The organism is Amycolatopsis sp. NPDC104819 (assembly GCF_055583145.1).
In genome coordinates, this window is record NZ_JBVJON010000012.1 from 107,185 (window position 1) to 122,634 (window position 15,450).

The 15,450-nt window shown below is 71.3% G+C and carries 16 protein-coding genes; 6 read left to right on the forward strand and 10 right to left on the reverse strand.

Translation table 11 applies throughout. The annotated features are described in order from the left end of the window. Positions 1-37: 37 nt before the first annotated feature. Positions 38-526, reverse strand: a complete 489-nt coding sequence (locus ACZ63E_RS33440; RefSeq protein ID WP_465340207.1) for a MarR family winged helix-turn-helix transcriptional regulator — start codon at positions 524-526, stop codon at positions 38-40. Then, positions 523-1,848, reverse strand: coding sequence for a PucR family transcriptional regulator (locus ACZ63E_RS33445; RefSeq protein ID WP_465340208.1), 1,326 nt, complete (start codon positions 1,846-1,848; stop codon positions 523-525). Before ACZ63E_RS33445 ends, ACZ63E_RS33440 begins: the two co-directional genes overlap by 4 nt. A gap of 121 nt (positions 1,849-1,969) precedes the next feature. Here ACZ63E_RS33445 and ACZ63E_RS33450 point away from each other — a divergent pair, with 121 nt between their 5' ends. From ACZ63E_RS33450 to pucD, 4 genes are read left to right on the forward strand one after another with little or no spacing between them, the layout of a single operon-like run. Beyond that, a complete protein-coding gene (locus ACZ63E_RS33450; protein ID WP_465340210.1) occupies positions 1,970-2,842 on the forward strand; it encodes an FAD binding domain-containing protein in 873 nt (290 codons plus the stop codon). Beyond that, positions 2,833-3,300, forward strand: coding sequence for a (2Fe-2S)-binding protein (locus tag ACZ63E_RS33455; RefSeq protein ID WP_465310582.1), 468 nt, complete (start codon positions 2,833-2,835; stop codon positions 3,298-3,300). The genes ACZ63E_RS33450 and ACZ63E_RS33455 overlap by 10 nt, the downstream gene beginning before the upstream one ends. Continuing rightward, the gene (locus ACZ63E_RS33460) at positions 3,297-4,637 is read left to right on the forward strand and encodes an 8-oxoguanine deaminase (protein WP_465340211.1); all 1,341 of its coding nucleotides are present in this window, start codon (positions 3,297-3,299) and stop codon (positions 4,635-4,637) included. The genes ACZ63E_RS33455 and ACZ63E_RS33460 overlap by 4 nt, the downstream gene beginning before the upstream one ends. Further along, the gene (gene pucD, locus ACZ63E_RS33465; RefSeq protein WP_465340212.1) at positions 4,634-6,889 is read left to right on the forward strand and encodes a xanthine dehydrogenase subunit D; all 2,256 of its coding nucleotides are present in this window, start codon (positions 4,634-4,636) and stop codon (positions 6,887-6,889) included. The genes ACZ63E_RS33460 and pucD overlap by 4 nt, the downstream gene beginning before the upstream one ends. Here pucD and ACZ63E_RS33470 read toward each other — a convergent pair. The 6 genes from ACZ63E_RS33470 to ACZ63E_RS33495 all read right to left on the reverse strand — a co-directional run bounded on the left by ACZ63E_RS33470 (position 6,882) and on the right by ACZ63E_RS33495 (position 11,597). Beyond that, positions 6,882-8,456, reverse strand: coding sequence for a glycoside hydrolase family 27 protein (locus ACZ63E_RS33470; protein ID WP_465340213.1), 1,575 nt, complete (start codon positions 8,454-8,456; stop codon positions 6,882-6,884). The two genes, pucD and ACZ63E_RS33470, sit on opposite strands and share 8 nt — an antisense overlap. Positions 8,457-8,556: 100 nt before the next feature. Next, entirely contained in the window at positions 8,557-9,141 is a 585-nt protein-coding gene (locus ACZ63E_RS33475) for a TetR/AcrR family transcriptional regulator (protein ID WP_465340215.1), read from the reverse strand. Positions 9,142-9,194: 53 nt separating this feature from the next. Then, complete coding sequence (pucL, locus tag ACZ63E_RS33480; RefSeq protein WP_465340216.1) at positions 9,195-10,076, reverse strand: factor-independent urate hydroxylase; 882 nt, start codon at positions 10,074-10,076, stop codon at positions 9,195-9,197. 3 nt (positions 10,077-10,079) lie between these two features. After that, entirely contained in the window at positions 10,080-10,397 is a 318-nt protein-coding gene (gene uraH, locus ACZ63E_RS33485) for a hydroxyisourate hydrolase (RefSeq protein ID WP_465340217.1), read from the reverse strand. Next, positions 10,394-10,873 carry a 2-oxo-4-hydroxy-4-carboxy-5-ureidoimidazoline decarboxylase gene (uraD, locus tag ACZ63E_RS33490; protein WP_465340218.1) on the reverse strand — a complete coding sequence of 160 codons (480 nt, stop codon included), beginning with the start codon at positions 10,871-10,873 and terminating at the stop codon, positions 10,394-10,396. Before uraD ends, uraH begins: the two co-directional genes overlap by 4 nt. Before the next feature lie 79 nt (positions 10,874-10,952). Further along, positions 10,953-11,597, reverse strand: coding sequence for a helix-turn-helix domain-containing protein (locus ACZ63E_RS33495; RefSeq protein WP_465340219.1), 645 nt, complete (start codon positions 11,595-11,597; stop codon positions 10,953-10,955). Between the two features lie 129 nt (positions 11,598-11,726). On the opposite strand from ACZ63E_RS33495, the gene allB reads away from it, so the two are divergent. Together allB and alc are read left to right on the forward strand one after the other, a co-directional pair. Next, positions 11,727-13,055 (forward strand): allantoinase AllB, encoded by a 1,329-nt coding sequence (allB, locus tag ACZ63E_RS33500; RefSeq protein ID WP_465340220.1) that lies wholly within the window; start codon positions 11,727-11,729, stop codon positions 13,053-13,055. 1 nt (position 13,056) lies between these two features. Then, entirely contained in the window at positions 13,057-14,088 is a 1,032-nt protein-coding gene (gene alc, locus ACZ63E_RS33505; protein ID WP_465340221.1) for an allantoicase, read from the forward strand. A gap of 398 nt (positions 14,089-14,486) precedes the next feature. On the opposite strand, the gene ACZ63E_RS33510 is transcribed toward alc, so the two are convergent. After that, positions 14,487-14,660 carry a hypothetical protein gene (locus ACZ63E_RS33510; protein WP_465340222.1) on the reverse strand — a complete coding sequence of 58 codons (174 nt, stop codon included), beginning with the start codon at positions 14,658-14,660 and terminating at the stop codon, positions 14,487-14,489. A 25-nt stretch (positions 14,661-14,685) separates the two neighbouring features. Further along, on the reverse strand, positions 14,686-15,441 hold the full coding sequence (locus ACZ63E_RS33515) for an MBL fold metallo-hydrolase (protein ID WP_465340223.1): 756 nt from the start codon (positions 15,439-15,441) through the stop codon (positions 14,686-14,688). Positions 15,442-15,450: the final 9 nt, after the last annotated feature.

Here is a 15,450-nt window from a genome sequence, read left to right on the forward strand (position 1 = left end):
CCCTCTACCGGTCTCGCGCCGGGCCCGAGCCGTCGCTCTAACGTAACCGCGGAAGGGCGTCGCGCGCGAAGTGGCTCAGCGTTCGCAGGTCCTCGGCGAACCGCTCACGATGCCCCGGCGGCAACGGCCGGAAGAAGAGCTGCTCGATGTTCTCGACGTGCAGCCGGCTGGCCCGCACGGTGGTTTCCTCGCCCCGCGGGGTCAGCCGCACCAGCTGCACGCGCCCGTCGCGCGGGGACGCCGAGCGGGTCACCAGGCCGAGCGCCGCCATGCGGTCGACCAGGCGGGTCGCGCCGCCCGTCGTGAGCACCTGTTCCTGGGCGATCGAACGCATCGTGAGCCCGCCCGCGCCCGCGCGGCCCACGATCAGGAGCACCTCGTACATCAGGTGCGTGATCCCGCATTCGCGCTCCAGCGCCCGCCCGAGCAGGTACTCGAGCCGGTTCGCCGCGCCCTGCAGCCGCCCGAAGGCCAGCACTCGCGGGTCGTTCGCTGCCTGCCGGGCCGAGGTGATCTCGTCGCTCATCCTGGTTGGTCTCCCGCGCGCAACGCCAGGTAGACGTCGAGCTGGTCGGTGAACTCGGTCAGGTCCGCGCCGAGCAGCTCGCCCGCCCGGCCGATGCGGTAGCGCAGGGTGTTGACGTGGACGTGCAGCGCCTTCGCCGCCCGTGTCGGCGATCCCGAGCACTCGAGGAACACCCGCACCGTGTGGACGAGGTCCGTGTGCTGCTCGGCGTCGTACTCCAGCAGCGGCCCGAGGACCCGCCGCCGCACGGCCGCGCGCAGCCCGTCGGGCGCTCCGGCCAACAGCAGCCGGTGCACGTCCACCTCGCCGGCCGAGACCACCCGCGCGTGCCGCCGGGCCGCGACTTCAAGCGCGTACCGGGCCGATTCCCACGCTTCGTCCCGGGGGCCGGGGTCGCTTACCCCGCACCAGATCCGCTTCGACCGCAGCAACGGTTCCACAGTGGACAACTCGGCCGCGGACGGCTGCCCCGCGGTCGCCGCGAAGGAAGTGTCCCCGGTGGATTCGAGCAGCAGCCCGTCCGGGAGCAGCTCCAGCAGGACGTCCCGGCTCTCGTCGCTGCCCTCGGTCCGCAACGCGACGACGCGCGCTTCGCCGGGCAATTCGGCCTCGGGCCGCGGAGAGCGCGCCCGCGTGACGCCGACGAGCCCGGCCAGCTCCTCGGCCAGCTCGGCCTGCGCGGTGCTCAGCGTCCCGCCCGCGGCGATCAGCCACGGCACGGCGTGCCGGCCCTCGACCGGGACCACCGTCAGCGGCCCGGGCTCCTTCGCCGCGTACTTGCCGACGACGTCGGCGGCGGGCACCGGCAGCGGCGTCGCCCCGGCGACCACCCGGCCGAGGCCCGACAGCACCCAGCAGGGCACCCCGAGCTCGGCCGACGCGCGCTCCAGCAGCGTCTCGACGGGCGCGTCCGCGGCGGCCTGCAAACGTTTGCGCGCGCTTTCGGACGCGGCCGCCAGGGCCAGCACCACCTGCTCGGTGATCACCGAGAACGACAGGTCGGTGGGCACTTCCAGCAGCGGGATCCGGTGCCGTTCGCAGGCCTCGGCGACGTCACCGGGGATGCCGCCGGAGTCGGCGCCGGACGCGGCCAGCGCCGCCGCGCCCGCCCGGGCCAGCGCGGCCACGAACGGCTCGGCGTCGCCCGGGCGCCGCCACCAGAGCAGGCCGGAAAGCACCAGCTCACCGGCCGACAGGTACCGTCCGGGGTCGGGTAGCTCCGTGACGTAGATGCGCGTCACCGGCCGGTCGAGCAGGTCGGCCCCGGCCAGCGGGCGCAGTCGCAGCCCCGGCAGGCCCAGCAGAGTTTTCACGGTCGTCATCAGGCTTGTAGGAAAGCACAAACGCCCGGGGTTTCGCTGCTGTGCGTTTCATGCGCCGTGCCGTTGCCGCCTGCCCCCGCATGGGCGTCTACTGGTCTATCGCCCTCACAAAGGAGCAAGCGTGGAGTTCCTGCGTCCCACGACGCTGGCCGAGGCCCTGGCGCTGAAGGCCGAGCGGCCCGACGCCGTGCCCATCGCCGGCGGCACCGACGTCATGGTCGAGCTGAACTTCGACCACCGGCGTCCCGAGGCCCTGCTGGACCTGACCACGGTCGGCGAGCTGACGGAGTGGTCCACTGTGGACCACTCGGGCGGAAAGGTCCGGCTCGGCGCCGGTGTCCCGTACAGCCGCGTCATCGCTGAAGTGGGTGAATCCGTCCCCGCGCTGGCGATGGCGTCACGCACGGTCGGCTCGCCGCAGATCCGCAACCGCGGCACGGTCGGCGGCAACCTCGGGGCGGCGTCCCCGGCCGGGGACACCCACCCGGTGCTGCTGGCCCTGGACGCACGGGTCGAGGTCGCGTCCGTCCGGGGGACCCGGCTCCTCCGCGCGGAGGAGTTCTACGTCGGGGTGAAGCGCCACGCGCTCGAGCCGGACGAGCTGATCACCGCCGTCCACCTGCCCGCGCACGCCGGGCCGCAGCAGTTCGCCAAGGTCGGGACGCGCAACGCGATGGTCATCGCGGTCTGCTCGTTCGCCCTGGCCCTGCGGGATGGCGAGGTGGGCGCCGCGATCGGGTCCGCCGCGCCGACCCCGCGCCGGGCTCGCGCGGCGGAGGACTTCCTCGCCGCCGAACTGCCGTGGGGCTCGCCGGAGCCGCTGCCCGACTCCCTGAAGCGCCGCTTCGGCGACCTGGTGGCCGAAGCGACGTCGCCGATCGACGACGTCCGGGGCAGCGCCGCGTATCGAAAGCACGCGCTGGGGGTACTCGCACGGCGTACGTTGACCTGGGCCTGGGACGAACACCGGACGGGGGAGCGGGCATGCGCCTGAATGTCACGATCAACGGCGAGAAACGGCAGGCCGACGACGTCTGGGAGGGCGAAAGCCTGCTCTACGTGCTGCGCGAGCGGCTCGGCCTGCCGGGCTCGAAGAACGCCTGTGAGCAGGGCGAATGCGGCTCCTGCACGGTCTACCTCGACGCCGTCCCGGTGTGCGCCTGCCTGGTCGCAGCCGGGCAGGCCGAGGGCCGCGTGGTGCGCACGGTCGAGGGCCTGGCCGACGGCGACACGCTCGACCCGATCCAGCAGTCCTTTGTGGACCAGGGTGCGGTGCAGTGCGGGTTCTGCACGCCGGGCCTGGTCGTGGCCGCGCACGACCTGCTGAACCGCGTCCCCGATCCGAGTGACGAGGAGATCCGCGAGGCCCTCGCCGGGAACCTGTGCCGCTGCACCGGCTACGAGAAGATCCTCGACGCGGTGCGTGTCGCGGCGAAGGGCGGTGTCGCGTGAGGACGCTCATCTCCGGCGCCGCGATCGCCACGGTCAGCGGTCCCGAGCACAAGTCGGGCCACGTCGTCATCGAGAACGACCGGATCGCCGAGGTCGGCGAAGGCGTCTACACGGGCGAGTTCGACGAGCGTGTCGACGCGTCGGGCTGCCTGGTCACGCCCGGCCTGATCAACACCCACCACCACCTCTACCAGTGGGCCACCCGCGGGCTGGCCGCCGACCACACGCTCTTCGAGTGGCTGGTCGCGCTCTACCCGGTCTGGGGCCGCCTCGACGACGGGATCACGCACGCCGCGGGCACCGCCGGGATGGCCCGGCTGGCGCTGACCGGCTGCACGACCGTCGCCGACCACCACTACGTCTTCCCGCGCGACGGCGGTGACCAGGTCGCGGCGCTGGCCGCGGCCCGCCAGCGGATCGGCGTCCGGCTGCACGTCGTGCGCGGGTCGATGGACCGCGGCGAGTCCGACGGCGGGCTGCCGCCGGACAACCTCGTCGAGACGACCGAGGACGCGCTGACCGGCACCGAAGCCGCGATCGCCCGCTTCCACGACGACTCGGCGGGCGCGCACCTGCAGATCGCCGCGGGCCCGTGCTCGCCGTTCTCGGTGACCGAGCGCCTGATGTCCGGCGCGGCCGAGCTGGCCCGCCGCAAGGGTGTCCGCCTGCATACGCACCTCGCGGAGACCCTCGACGAGGAGAAGCAGTGTCTCGCCGAGGTCGGTTGCACACCGGCCGAGTACGCCGACAAGCTGGGCTGGCTCGCCGAGGACGTCTGGCTCGCGCACACGATCCACCTCGCGCCCGACGCGATCCGCCGCTTCGGCGCGACCGGCACCGGCTCGGCGCACTGCCCGACGTCCAACGGCCGCATCGGCGCCGGCATCGCCCCGGTCCGCGATCTGCTCGACGCGGGAGTCGCGGTCGGCCTCGGCGCCGACGGGGCCGCGTCCAACGAGTCCGGCGGCCTCGGGGAAGAGCTGCACCAGGCGTTGCTGCAGGCCCGCCAACGCGGCGGGCCACGCGGGCTGACCACGCGCGAGGCGCTGTGGATGGGCACGATGGGCGGCGCCCGCTGCCTGGGCCGCGCGGACGACCTCGGCTCGGTCGAGCCCGGGAAGCTCGCCGACCTCGCGATCTGGGACCTGACCGGCCTGAACTACGCGGGCATCACCGACCCGGTCGCGGCGCTGGTCCTGGGGACGACACCGCCGGTGCGGCGGCTGTTCGTCGGCGGCAAGGCCGTCGTCGAGGACGGGGTTCTGCGCGAGGCGGACGAGTCGGAGATCGCGGCCGAGCTGGCGGCCGCGAGCGCCCGGTTGCGGGAGGACAGATGACCACTTCCGTCGGCACGCAGACGGTCAACGGGGTCGGCACCTCGCCGCGCCGACCCGACGGCACGGTCAAGGTGCGCGGCGAGTTCGCGTACTCCTCGGACCTGTGGCACGAGGACATGGTGTGGGGCGTGACGCTGCGCAGCCCGCACCCGTACGCGCGGATCACCGGCATCGACATCACCGAAGCTTTGAAGGTGCCCGGGGTCTACGCGGTGCTGACCCACGAGGACGTCCCCGGCGTCAACCGGTACGGCCTGGAGCACTCCGATCAGCCGGTGCTCGCGTCCGAAGTCGTGCGGTACCAGGGTGAACCGGTCGCGCTGGTCGCCGCTGACCACCCGGAAACCGCGCGACGCGCGATGAAGCGGATCGCCGTCACCTACGAAGAGCTTTCTCCCGTGACGGACTCCGAAGCCGCTGTCGCAGGCGAAGGCCCTTCGCTGCACGACGGCGGCAACGTCGTGCGGCACGTGAAGATCCGCCGCGGACCGCAGGATCTCTCCGCCGACGTCGTCGTCTCGGGCGTGTACGAGGTCGGCATGCAGGACCAGGCGTTCCTCGGGCCGGAGTCCGGGCTGGCCGTGCCGGACACCGAAGGCGGCGTCGACCTGTACGTCGCGACGCAGTGGCTGCACGTCGACCAGCAGCAGATCGTCGCCGCGCTGGGCCTGCCGGTCGAGAAGGTGCGGCTGACGCTCGGCGGCGTCGGCGGCGCGTTCGGCGGGCGTGAGGACCTGTCGATGCAGGTGCACGCGTGTCTGCTGGCGTTGCACACCGGCAAGCCGGTGAAGATGGTCTACAACCGCGAAGAGTCCTTCTACGGTCACGTCCACCGTCATCCGGCGAAGATGTACTACGAGCACGGCGCCACTCACGACGGGCGTCTCGTGTACGTGCGTACGCGGTTGTTCCTCGACGGAGGCGCGTACGCGTCTTCGACGGGCGCTGTGGTCGCGAACGCCGCCACCCTCGGCGTCGGACCGTACACAGTGGACAGTGTCTCGGTCGACTGCTGGGGCACCTACACGAACAACCCGCCGTGCGGCGCGATGCGCGGCTTCGGTGCGGTGCAGGCGGCGTTCGGCTACGAGTCGCAGATGGACAAGTTGGCTCTCGCGTGTGGCCTGGACCCGGTCGAGATCCGCGTCCGCAACGCGATGAGCGAAGGTGCGCTCATGCCGACGGGCCAGGTCGTCGACTCCGACGCGCCGGTCGCGGAGCTGCTGGAGCGGGTCCGCGCGAAGCCGATGCCGCCGGAGCGGCCGTTCGACCTGCGGCACATGCCGGGCGGCGTCTCGAACACCACGCACGGCGAAGGCGTCGTCCGGGGTGTCGGGTACGCCGTCGGGATCAAGAACGTCTGCTTCTCCGAAGGTTTCGACGACTACTCGACGGCCCGCGTGCGCCTGCAGCTGGTCGGCGGTGAGCCGGCGGCGACCGTGCACACCGCGGCCTGCGAGGTCGGCCAGGGCCTGGTGACGATCATGCAGCAGATCGTCCGGACCGAGCTGGGTGTCGAGCAGGTGACGGTGCTGCCGATGGACACCTCGATCGGCAACGGCGGCTCGACGTCGGCGTCACGCCAGACCTACGTCACCGGCGGTGCGGTGCAGGCCGCCTGCGGGGCGGTGCGGGCGCGGCTGCTGTCCCGCTTCTACGAGCGGGTGCGCCTGGTCGGCGGCAAGCTCGTCGCGGCCGACGGCCAGGTGGTCGCCGAGCTGGGCGACGTCCTCGGCGACGACGTCTACGACGAAACGATCGAGTGGCGGCACCGGCCGACCACCGCGTTGGATCCGGAAACCGGGCAGGGCACCGCGCACGTCCAGTACGCGTTCGCCGCGCACCGGGCGGTTGTCGACGTCGACGTCGAGCTGGGCCTGGTCAAGGTGGTCGCGCTCGACTGCGCCCAGGACGTCGGCAAGGCGCTCAACCCGCAGGCCGTGCTGGGCCAGATCCAGGGCGGTTCGGCGCAGGGGCTCGGGCTCGCGGTGATGGAGGAGATCCAGACTTCCGGCGGGAAGATCCGGAACCCCTCCTTCACCGACTACCTGATCCCGACGGTCCTGGACATGCCGCCGATGAGCATCGACGTCCTGGAGCGCCCGGACCCGCACGCGCCGTACGGCCTGCGCGGGGTGGGGGAGCCGCCGACGATCTCGTCGACGCCCGCGATCGTGGCGGCGATCCGGGCCGCGACCGGGCTCGCGCTCACGCGCGTCCCGGTGCGGCCGGAGCACCTCACCGCTACCTGAGCTGCCAGTTCTGGTTGGCGTCGTCGTTGCAGCCCCAGAGCTCGAGCTGGACGCCGTTGACGTTGCCGGCGGGCTTGTCGCCGCCGGTGACGTCGACGCACAGGCCGGTCTGCGTGCCGGTGATCGAGCCGTCCGGGTTGAGCTTGAACTTCTGGTTCGCGCCGCCGTGACAGGTCCAGGCGATGAGCTTGGTCCCGGCCGAAGTGCCGCCGTCGTTGGCGTCGAGGCAGAGGCCGTTGGCCTTCAGCTCACCGGCGCTGGTGAACGTCCAGGACTGGTTCGGTCCGCCGTCGCAGTCCCAGATGTCGACCTTGGTGCCGGGGGTGGTCACGTTGCCGTTGATGTCGATGCAGCGGGACGACGACGCGCCCTGCAGCGCCTTGGCGGTGGTGCTGCCGCTGGCATTGGCCTTCACGCGGTAGATGACGGTGCCGTGCGACGGGACGTTCGCGCTGATCGGGCCGCTGCTCGTGGTCTGCTCCTTCGACCAGAGGTTGGTCAGCCGGTAGCTCGACGCGCTGGGCAGCCCGGCCGCGGCGGCCGTCGTCGAGACGGTCTTCGCCGTGCCGTTTTCGTTGAACAGCACGACAGCGACATCCCCGCCTTGGAGCGGTTTCGCGAGGACGTCCAGGCCGTTTCCGGTGCTGATGCGGGTGGCCTGCTTGCCGAGCGGGTCCTGGTCGACGGCGATGACGTCGCCGTTGAGGTAGGTCGAGAAGGTGGCGACGCTGGCTGAGCGGAGGTCGGCGCCCGCGATCAGCGGCGCGGCCATCGCGGCCCAGAGCGTGAAGTGGGCGCGGTCCTCCTGGAAGTCCATGCCGTCGCCGACCTCGAGCATGTCGGGGTCGTTCCAGGCGCCGGGCTTCGCGGCGGGCGCGAGACCGACGTTCTGGCGGTAGATCGAGTCGATGCTGCCCCAGTTGTTGGTGATGTCGCCGGTGGTGCGCCACAGGTTGCCGACGTCCGGCGCCCAGTTCGACGGCGTGAAGTTGCCCCATTCGCAGATGCTGTAGGCGATCGGGCGGCCGGTGGCCTTGAGCGCGTCACGCATGGCGGAGTAGCGGCGGACGTAGTCCTGCTGGGTTTCGCCGCCGGGGCTGCCGCAGTTGTCGTACTTGAGGTAGTCGACACCCCAGCTCGCGAAGCTGTTCGCGTCGGTCTGCTCGTGGCCGAGGCTGCCGGGGTAGTGCTGGCAGGTCTCGCTGCCGGCGCTTTCGTAGATGCCGAACTTCATGCCGCGCGCGTGGATGTAGTCCCCGAGCGACTTGAGCCCGCTGGGGAACTTCGCCGGATCGGCGACGAGGTTGCCGGCGCCGTCGCGGTTGCGCGTCATCCAGCAGTCGTCGAGGTTGACGTAGGTGTAGCCGCGGTCGCGCATCCCGGAGCTGACCATGAGGTCGGTGGTCTGCTTGACGAGCGTCTCGTTGATGTTGCACTCGAAGGTGTTCCACGTGTTCCACCCCATCGGGGGTGTTCGGGCGAGCCCGTTCTCGAGGGCGTTCGCGGCCGGGGTGACCAGCCCGATCGCGGCGACAGCGGTGACAAGGACGGCGAAGACTCGGCGCATGGCAGCTCCAACCGACAGCGGTGGGGGAGGAGAAGAGCAGCTTCCGTGTCCACTGCTGCGCGGTCAAGCGCCATTTTGAGTATTCTTGTTGGATTCCCGACTAAAGTTGCGTCGCTTCTTGGAGCAGTCGCCGGGCGACGTCCACGGTCGCCGCCCCCGCGACGGCCATGGCCTCGGTGTCCCGCAGCGAGCGGCAGAGGACGAAGGCGCCTTCGAGGTTGTTGACGGCGGTGATCGTGAGCGTCCGGGCGGCTTCGGCGCCGATGCCGAACTTCGCGAACTTCTCGGTGCCGGCGTCGATCCAGGCGGTGAAGACGTCGGCGGTGGCCTGCCGCAGCGGCTCGTTGGTGCTGGCGACCTCGAGCGCGACGGTGGCGATCGGGCAGCCCTCGACGTAGTCGGTGGCTTCGAGCGTCGCGATCCCGGCGGCGAAGAAGGCCTCGATGCCGCTGACCAGGTCGGGCGCGGGCGCGATGAAAAGGTCGAAGAGCTGGATGTAGGCGAGCCCGGAGGTGCGGATTACTTCTTGGCCGAGCTGTTCCTTGCCGCCGGGGAAGAAGTGGTAGAGCGACCCGAAGGGGGCGTTCGCCTCGGTGACGATCTGCTTCAGCCCGGTCCCGCTGTAGCCGTTGCGCCGGAACAACTCGGCGCCGGCGGCCATGATGCGTTCCTTGGTCCCTGCCACGACGCCACGATACGCCCGGATTGATAGAACGCTCTATCAATCCGGGCCCGCGGTCAGTGGATGTCCCAGGCCGGGCCGGGGTCCTCGGCGTCGTCGCGCAGGATCGTGCCCTCGATCAGGCCGTACGGCCTGTCCGCCGCGTAGAACACCTCGTTGTCGTTCTTCAGCCCGAACGGGCTCAGGTCCACGAGGAAGTGGTGCTTGTTCGGCAGCGAGAGCTTCACCTCGGCGACCTCTGCGCGCGCTTCCAGGACGGCTTCGCCCATGGCGTACAGCGTCTGCTGCAGCGAAAGGCTGTGCTTCGTCGCGAACGTCTCCAGCATCACGCGCCGGATTTCGCGGTGGCTCTCCGCCCAGTCGATGCCCTCGCCCTCGTAGCGCCACTTCGCCGTGACGGCGGTCGCCAAGATCCGGTCGTCGGTCTCGGCGAGCGTGGTGTACTCCTCGCGCGGGAAGCCGTGGAACTCCGAACCGGTGGACTTCAGCAGGGTCAGGCCGTCGATGCCGGAGACGACCCACGCGCGGTCACCCTGGATCGTGACGGCCGTGGTGCGCCGTTCGTCACCCGAGCGGCTGAAGGCGTGGTCGTGCGGCTCACCGCCGACGGCGATCCGGTCCCAGCCGTGCTCGTCGATCTTGATCCGGGCGCCGGTGATGTTTTCCTGCGTGCCGGTGAAGTGCCGCCCCAGCCGCAGCGCGAAGTCCTCGATCTCGCCGACCGGCGCCTCCTTCGCGAAGGCGTACACGGTGTTCTTCTGCGTGTCGGTCGCGAGCACACCGGCGTTGTCCCCGGTCAGGTGCGTCGCGGCGAGCTCACCGCGCAGCGACGTCGACACGGTGAGGTCCTTCAGGTGGTGCACGGGGCCGTCGCGGCGCACCGTCACCAGGCGGACCTCCGCCTTGCCGTACTGGTTGGGGCCCAGGGTGATGGCCACGGTTCAGCTCCCTCGGTAGGTCGAATAGGCGAACGGGCTGAGCAGGAGCGGCACGTGGTGGTGCGCGGTGCCGTCGGAGATCCGGAAGGTGAGCGCCACCTCCGGGAAGAAGGCGTCCGGGCCCAGGTAGGCGCCGGTGTCGAAGACCAGCCGGTAGGCGCCGGGGTCCAGGGTTTCGGGGCCGAGGTCGCGGATCCGGCCGTCGTCATCGGTGTGGCCGTCGGCGATCTTTTCGCCGGATTGCGTCTCGAACCGCACGGCGATTCCCGGGGCGGGGCGCCCGGTCGCCGTGTCGAGGACATGGGTGGTCACGAGGCTCACGCGGTCACCGCTTTCGCGAGTCGGAGTTCGGCGATCTTCAGCAGCTCCCGCCCGGCGACGGCCAGTTCGGTCGCGGGGTCGTTGTCCAGCCTCGCTTGCAGGATCTTCAGCAGCTCTTCGCCGCTGCGACCACTCGCGCAGACGAGGTAGACGTGCCCGAACTTGGCTTCGTATTCGGCATTCGCCGCGGCAAAGGCTTCGGCATTGTCCACACCGGACTGTTCCGAACGCGACCAGTCACCCTCGGTGCCCTGCTGCTTCGGCTTTTCCCCGATCCGGGGATGCGCGGCCATGGCCTGCCGGATCTCGTCACTGCTCAACGGCAGCTCGGCGGCGGCCTTCAGGGCGTCGGCGTTTTCGTAGGGCCGGCGCTCGAGAACCGCGTCCACCCAGCGGGGGACGGCGAGACACGCGGTCAGCGCCGGCCGCACGTCATCGGCATCGGCGGTGTTGAAGTCGGTGAGGGTGAGCGGCACGGGGAACTCCTCGTGAGTGGCGTCCCGCTGACCGTACGTTGGCGCCGGAGTTCCGTCAACATTTTGTTGAAAGACCAGGTCAGTCGGCTTCCCGGTTGAGATAGTTGTAGACGGTGAACCGCGTGACCCCCAGCGCGTCGGCCACCGAGGAGACGGATTTCCGCAGCCCGAAGGCCCCGCGTTCCCGAAGTAACCGGACGGCCCGCTGCTTGCCGGTCCGGTCGAGGTCGCCGAGTTTCGCGCCGAGTTCACGTTCGACGTCGGCGATCAGCCGGGCGAGCGCGTCGTGCAGCTCGACGAGGGTTTCGGGTGCGGGGGTTTTGCTCGTGTCCTGCGGTTGGCCGGCAGTTTCGGCCGCGCCGGCTTTGCTCGTGTCCTGCGGTTCGCTGATGGTTTCGGGTGCGCCGGTTTTCCCGGTGCCCCGCGGTTCGCTCGCGGTTCCCGGGGTTGCCGCGCCGGCCGGTTCGGCGGTGTCGGCCTGGCCTGAGCCTGCCTGGCGCACCTGCAGCGTCACCTGCGTCGCGCCGCCCTCGAACGCCGCCTTCGTGATGGCCGGGATGGCGTCGAGCAGCGCCTTCGCCTCGCCCCGGGCGAGCGTCCCGAGCGGGCCGAAGTCGGTCTCCAGTCCCGCTTCCGCTGCGGCGTCCCGCGCGGCGAGCGCGTGCTCGGGCGGCGAACCCTCGCCGTGGAACGGTTCGCTCGTGAACTCCGCTTCAAGCCGCACGGCTTGACCGTAACGCGCCGCGTCCGTCGTTGACGAGCGGCGCGCGCCGTGGTTACTGTCGTTGTGCGAAACCGTCTTTCCGTACTGTGAAATCGGCGGTGGTCAATCCTCCCGGAGAAGGGTTTTCGGATGGATCTTGTGGTGCGCGCAGCCCGGGCCGTGACGGCCGAGGGTGAGGTTCCGGCGACCCTCGGCGTCGACGGCGGCCGGATCGTCGCGATCGAACCCGGCGGCGCTTCGCTGACCGGCGACCGGGTGCTCGAGCTCGGCGAAGACGTTGTGCTGCTGCCGGGACTCGTCGACACGCACGTCCACGTCAACGATCCCGGCCGCGCCGAGTGGGAAGGCTTCGAGACGGCGACCCGCGCGGCCGCCGCCGGCGGCGTGACCACGATCGTGGACATGCCGCTCAACAGCCTGCCCCCGACCGTCGACGTCGCGGCGCTGGAGGTCAAGCGCAAGGCGGCGGTCGGCCGGGTGCACGTCGACGTCGGCTTCTGGGGCGGCGCGATCCCGGGGAACGTCTCGGACCTGCGGGGCCTGCACGAAGCCGGCGTGTTCGGCTTCAAGTGCTTCCTGCTGCATTCGGGGGTCGACGAGTTCCCGCCGCTCGACCCGGCCGGCCTCGACGAAGCGTTGCGGGAGCTGAGTTCCCTCGACGCGCTGATGATCGTCCACGCCGAGGACGCCCACGAGATCGACTCGGCCCCGGAGCCGCACGGCGGTCGCTATGTCGACTTTCTGCACTCGCGGCCGCGGCAGGCGGAGAACCTCGCGATCACGCACGTGATCGAGGCGGCGCGCCGGAACTCGGCCCGGGCCCACATCCTGCACCTGTCCTCTTCGGACGCTCTGCCGCTGGTCGCTTCGGCGCGCAGCGAGGGAGTGGCGCTGACCGCGGAGACCTGCCCGCACTACCTCAGCTTCATCGCCGAGGAGATCCGCGACGGCGCGACGCAGTTCAAGTGCTGCCCGCCGATCCGCGAGGCGGCCAACCGCGAACGGCTCTGGCAAGGGCTCGCCGACGGCGTGATCGACACGATCGTCAGCGACCACTCGCCGTGCACGCCGGAGCTGAAACGCTTCGACAGCGGCGACTTCGGCCTCGCCTGGGGCGGGATTTCCAGCCTGCAGCTGGGGTTGCCGGCGATCTGGACGCAGGCGCGGCAGCGCGGGTTCGCGCTCACCGACGTCGTCCGCTGGATGGCCGAGCGCACGGCCGCGCAGGCCGGGATGCGCCGCAAGGGCCACCTCGCGGTGGGCTATGACGCGGACTTCTGCGTCTTCGCGCCGGACGAGGCGTTTGTGGTCGACGTCGCGAAACTGAAGCACCGCAACCCGGTCAGCGCGTACGACCGGCGGCCGCTCGCCGGCGTCGTGCGCTCGACCTGGTTGCGCGGCACACCAATCACTGGCGACGAGCCGCGCGGCGCGTTGCTGACCCGGGGGGACTGCTGAAATGGAGGCTGCTTTGCCCGATCATCCTGATCACCCTGACCGTCCTGAGTGGACGGAACTGCCCGACCTCGCCTCACGCCGGTTCGGCGGGACGGTGATGTGGGCGACCGACGAGCTGTTCGCCGAGAAGGAGAACCTGGTCAACCCGTGGACGCCGGCGCACCGCGCCGAGACGTTCGGCCCGAAGGGCCAGGTCTACGACGGCTGGGAGACCCGCCGCCACCGCGAACCGGGCGACGACCAGGCGATCCTGCGCCTCGGCCTGGCGGGCACGGTCACCGGGGTGGTGGTCGACACGGCATTTTTCAAGGGCAACTATCCGCCGTTCGTGTCTGTCGAGGCCGCGTCGGTGCCGGGGTACCCGAGCGCGGCGGAGCTGACGTCGGCGGACTGGGACGTCCTGGTCGACCGCGCCCCGGCCTCGGGGCACACGGAGAACTTCTACACGGTCAACGGCTCGCGCCGGTACACGCACGTGAGGCTGACCCAGCACCCGGACGGCGGTGTCGCCCGCCTGCGTGTGCATGGAGCCCCGATCCCGGACCCGGACCTGCTCGACGTGGACGCGCTCGACCTGGCGGCCCTGGAGAACGGCGCCCTGGTCACCGGCTGCAGCAACAGGTTCTACTCGTCGCCGAACAACATGCTTTCGCCCGGCCTGGCCGCGCACCAGGCCGAGGGCTGGGAGACGGCCCGCCGCCGCGACGACGGCAACGACTGGGTGACCCTCCGCCTGGCCGGCGCGTGCATCGTCCGGTTCGCCGAGCTGGACACGAGCAACCTCAAGGGCAACGCGCCCGGCTGGGCCTCGGTCAGCGGCCGTGACACGTACGGCGAGTGGGTCGACCTGCTGCCGAAGACCCGCTTGCAGCCGGACACCCGCCACCGGTTCGCCCTGAAGGACGGCCCGGAGATCACGGAGGCCCGCCTCGACATCTACCCGGACGGCGGCCTCGCAAGGCTGCGCCTGTTCGGCCGCCTCACCGAAGCGGGGCGCGCCAACCTGAAGGCCCGGTTCGCCAAGACGCGCTGAGCAGCGCCGACCTGCGCTGACCTGCGCGGGCCGCCGGTCTCCCCAGCGGCCCAAGGTCGGCCCGTGGTCGGCCCGGTGGCAGCCCGCGGTCGGCCCGTGCCGGCTCGCGGCCAGCCCGCGTCGGCCATGGTCGGCTCGGTGTCGGCCCGCGGCCAGCCCGGTGCCAGCCTATGGTCGGCCCGGTGGCAGCTCGCGGTAGGCCCGTGCCGGCTCGCGGTCAGCCCGCGTAAGCCATGGTCGGCTCGCGGTCAGCCCGTGGTCGGCCCGATGGCAACCCGCGGTCGGCCCGTGCCGGCTCGCGGCCAACCCATGGTCGGCTCGGTGTCGGCTCGCGGCCAGCCGGTGCCAGCCATGATCGGCCAGGTGGCAGCTCGCGCTCAGCCGGTGCCGGCTCGCGGTCAGCCCGCGTCGGGACGGTTGAGGTAGGCCGAGGCCAGCGACAGCACGCATGCACAGCCGACGATCGCGCTCACCCACCACGGCAGACCGGCCACGATGCTCCAGACGAAGCCCGCCGCCGCCAAGATGGCGACGAGGATGTTCCGGAACTGCAGCGGGGTCGGTTTGGCCATGCCGCCAGCCTCTCACGCGCCCGCGTCAGACCTCCGCGCGCTCCCCGGGTTCGAGCAGCACGAGCCGCTCGGCCAGCCCGGCCGCCTCGAACTCCTTCCGCAGCACGTCCGGACCCTCGTGGAAGTGCTGCCAGCCCCGGAAGTGCAGCGGGACGACCGTCGCCGACCCGAGCACCTTCGCTGCCTCGACGGCGTTCTCGCTGGTCAACGTCAGCGGAGCCCCGTCGAAGAGCTTGGTGCGGGCGCCGCCGGCGAAGAGCACCGCGATGTCGACGCGGAACCGCGACGCGATCTCCCGCACCAGCCCGAGCGACGCGTTGTCCCCGCTCACGTAGACCGTGGGCGGCCCGTCGCCGCTCAACACGAACCCGGTGACCTCCCCGCTGACCTGATCGGCCCCTTCCGGCCCGTGCAGCGCCGGGACGGCGGTGACCGTGAGCGGCCCGACCTGGGCCTCCTCCCAGGCCGCCAAGCCGCGAGCGGTCCCACCCAGCCGGCCGGCCCCGCTGGGCGTGATCAGCGTCAACGGCACCGTCGCCAGGTACGCGCGACCCCGGTCGTCGAGGTTGTCGGGGTGCTGGTCGTGGGACAGCAGCACGGCGTCCACCACGCCGACGGCCTCCTCGGTCAGCACCGACTCCTCGGTCTTGACCAGTACCCGCTCGCCGATGGGATGGTCGCCGGGCGGGTCGAACGTCGGGTCGGTGAGCAGCCGGACACCGCCCAGCTCCAGCAGCGCGGTCGGACCACCGGACAAAGTGATCGCGAGTTTCTCGGTCATACCGGGGCC

Coding starts and splice junctions, on each gene's coding strand:
- ACZ63E_RS33440 (WP_465340207.1), bottom strand. CDS start 526: ATGAGCGACGAGATCACCTCGGCCCGGCAGGCAGCGAACGACCCGCGA.
- pucD (WP_465340212.1), top strand. CDS start 4,634: ATGACCACTTCCGTCGGCACGCAGACGGTCAACGGGGTCGGCACCTCG.
- ACZ63E_RS33510 (WP_465340222.1), bottom strand. CDS start 14,660: ATGGCCAAACCGACCCCGCTGCAGTTCCGGAACATCCTCGTCGCCATC.
- allB (WP_465340220.1), top strand. CDS start 11,727: ATGGATCTTGTGGTGCGCGCAGCCCGGGCCGTGACGGCCGAGGGTGAG.
- ACZ63E_RS33445 (WP_465340208.1), bottom strand. CDS start 1,848: ATGACGACCGTGAAAACTCTGCTGGGCCTGCCGGGGCTGCGACTGCGC.
- ACZ63E_RS33455 (WP_465310582.1), top strand. CDS start 2,833: ATGCGCCTGAATGTCACGATCAACGGCGAGAAACGGCAGGCCGACGAC.
- ACZ63E_RS33470 (WP_465340213.1), bottom strand. CDS start 8,456: ATGCGCCGAGTCTTCGCCGTCCTTGTCACCGCTGTCGCCGCGATCGGG.
- ACZ63E_RS33515 (WP_465340223.1), bottom strand. CDS start 15,441: ATGACCGAGAAACTCGCGATCACTTTGTCCGGTGGTCCGACCGCGCTG.
- alc (WP_465340221.1), top strand. CDS start 13,057: ATGGAGGCTGCTTTGCCCGATCATCCTGATCACCCTGACCGTCCTGAG.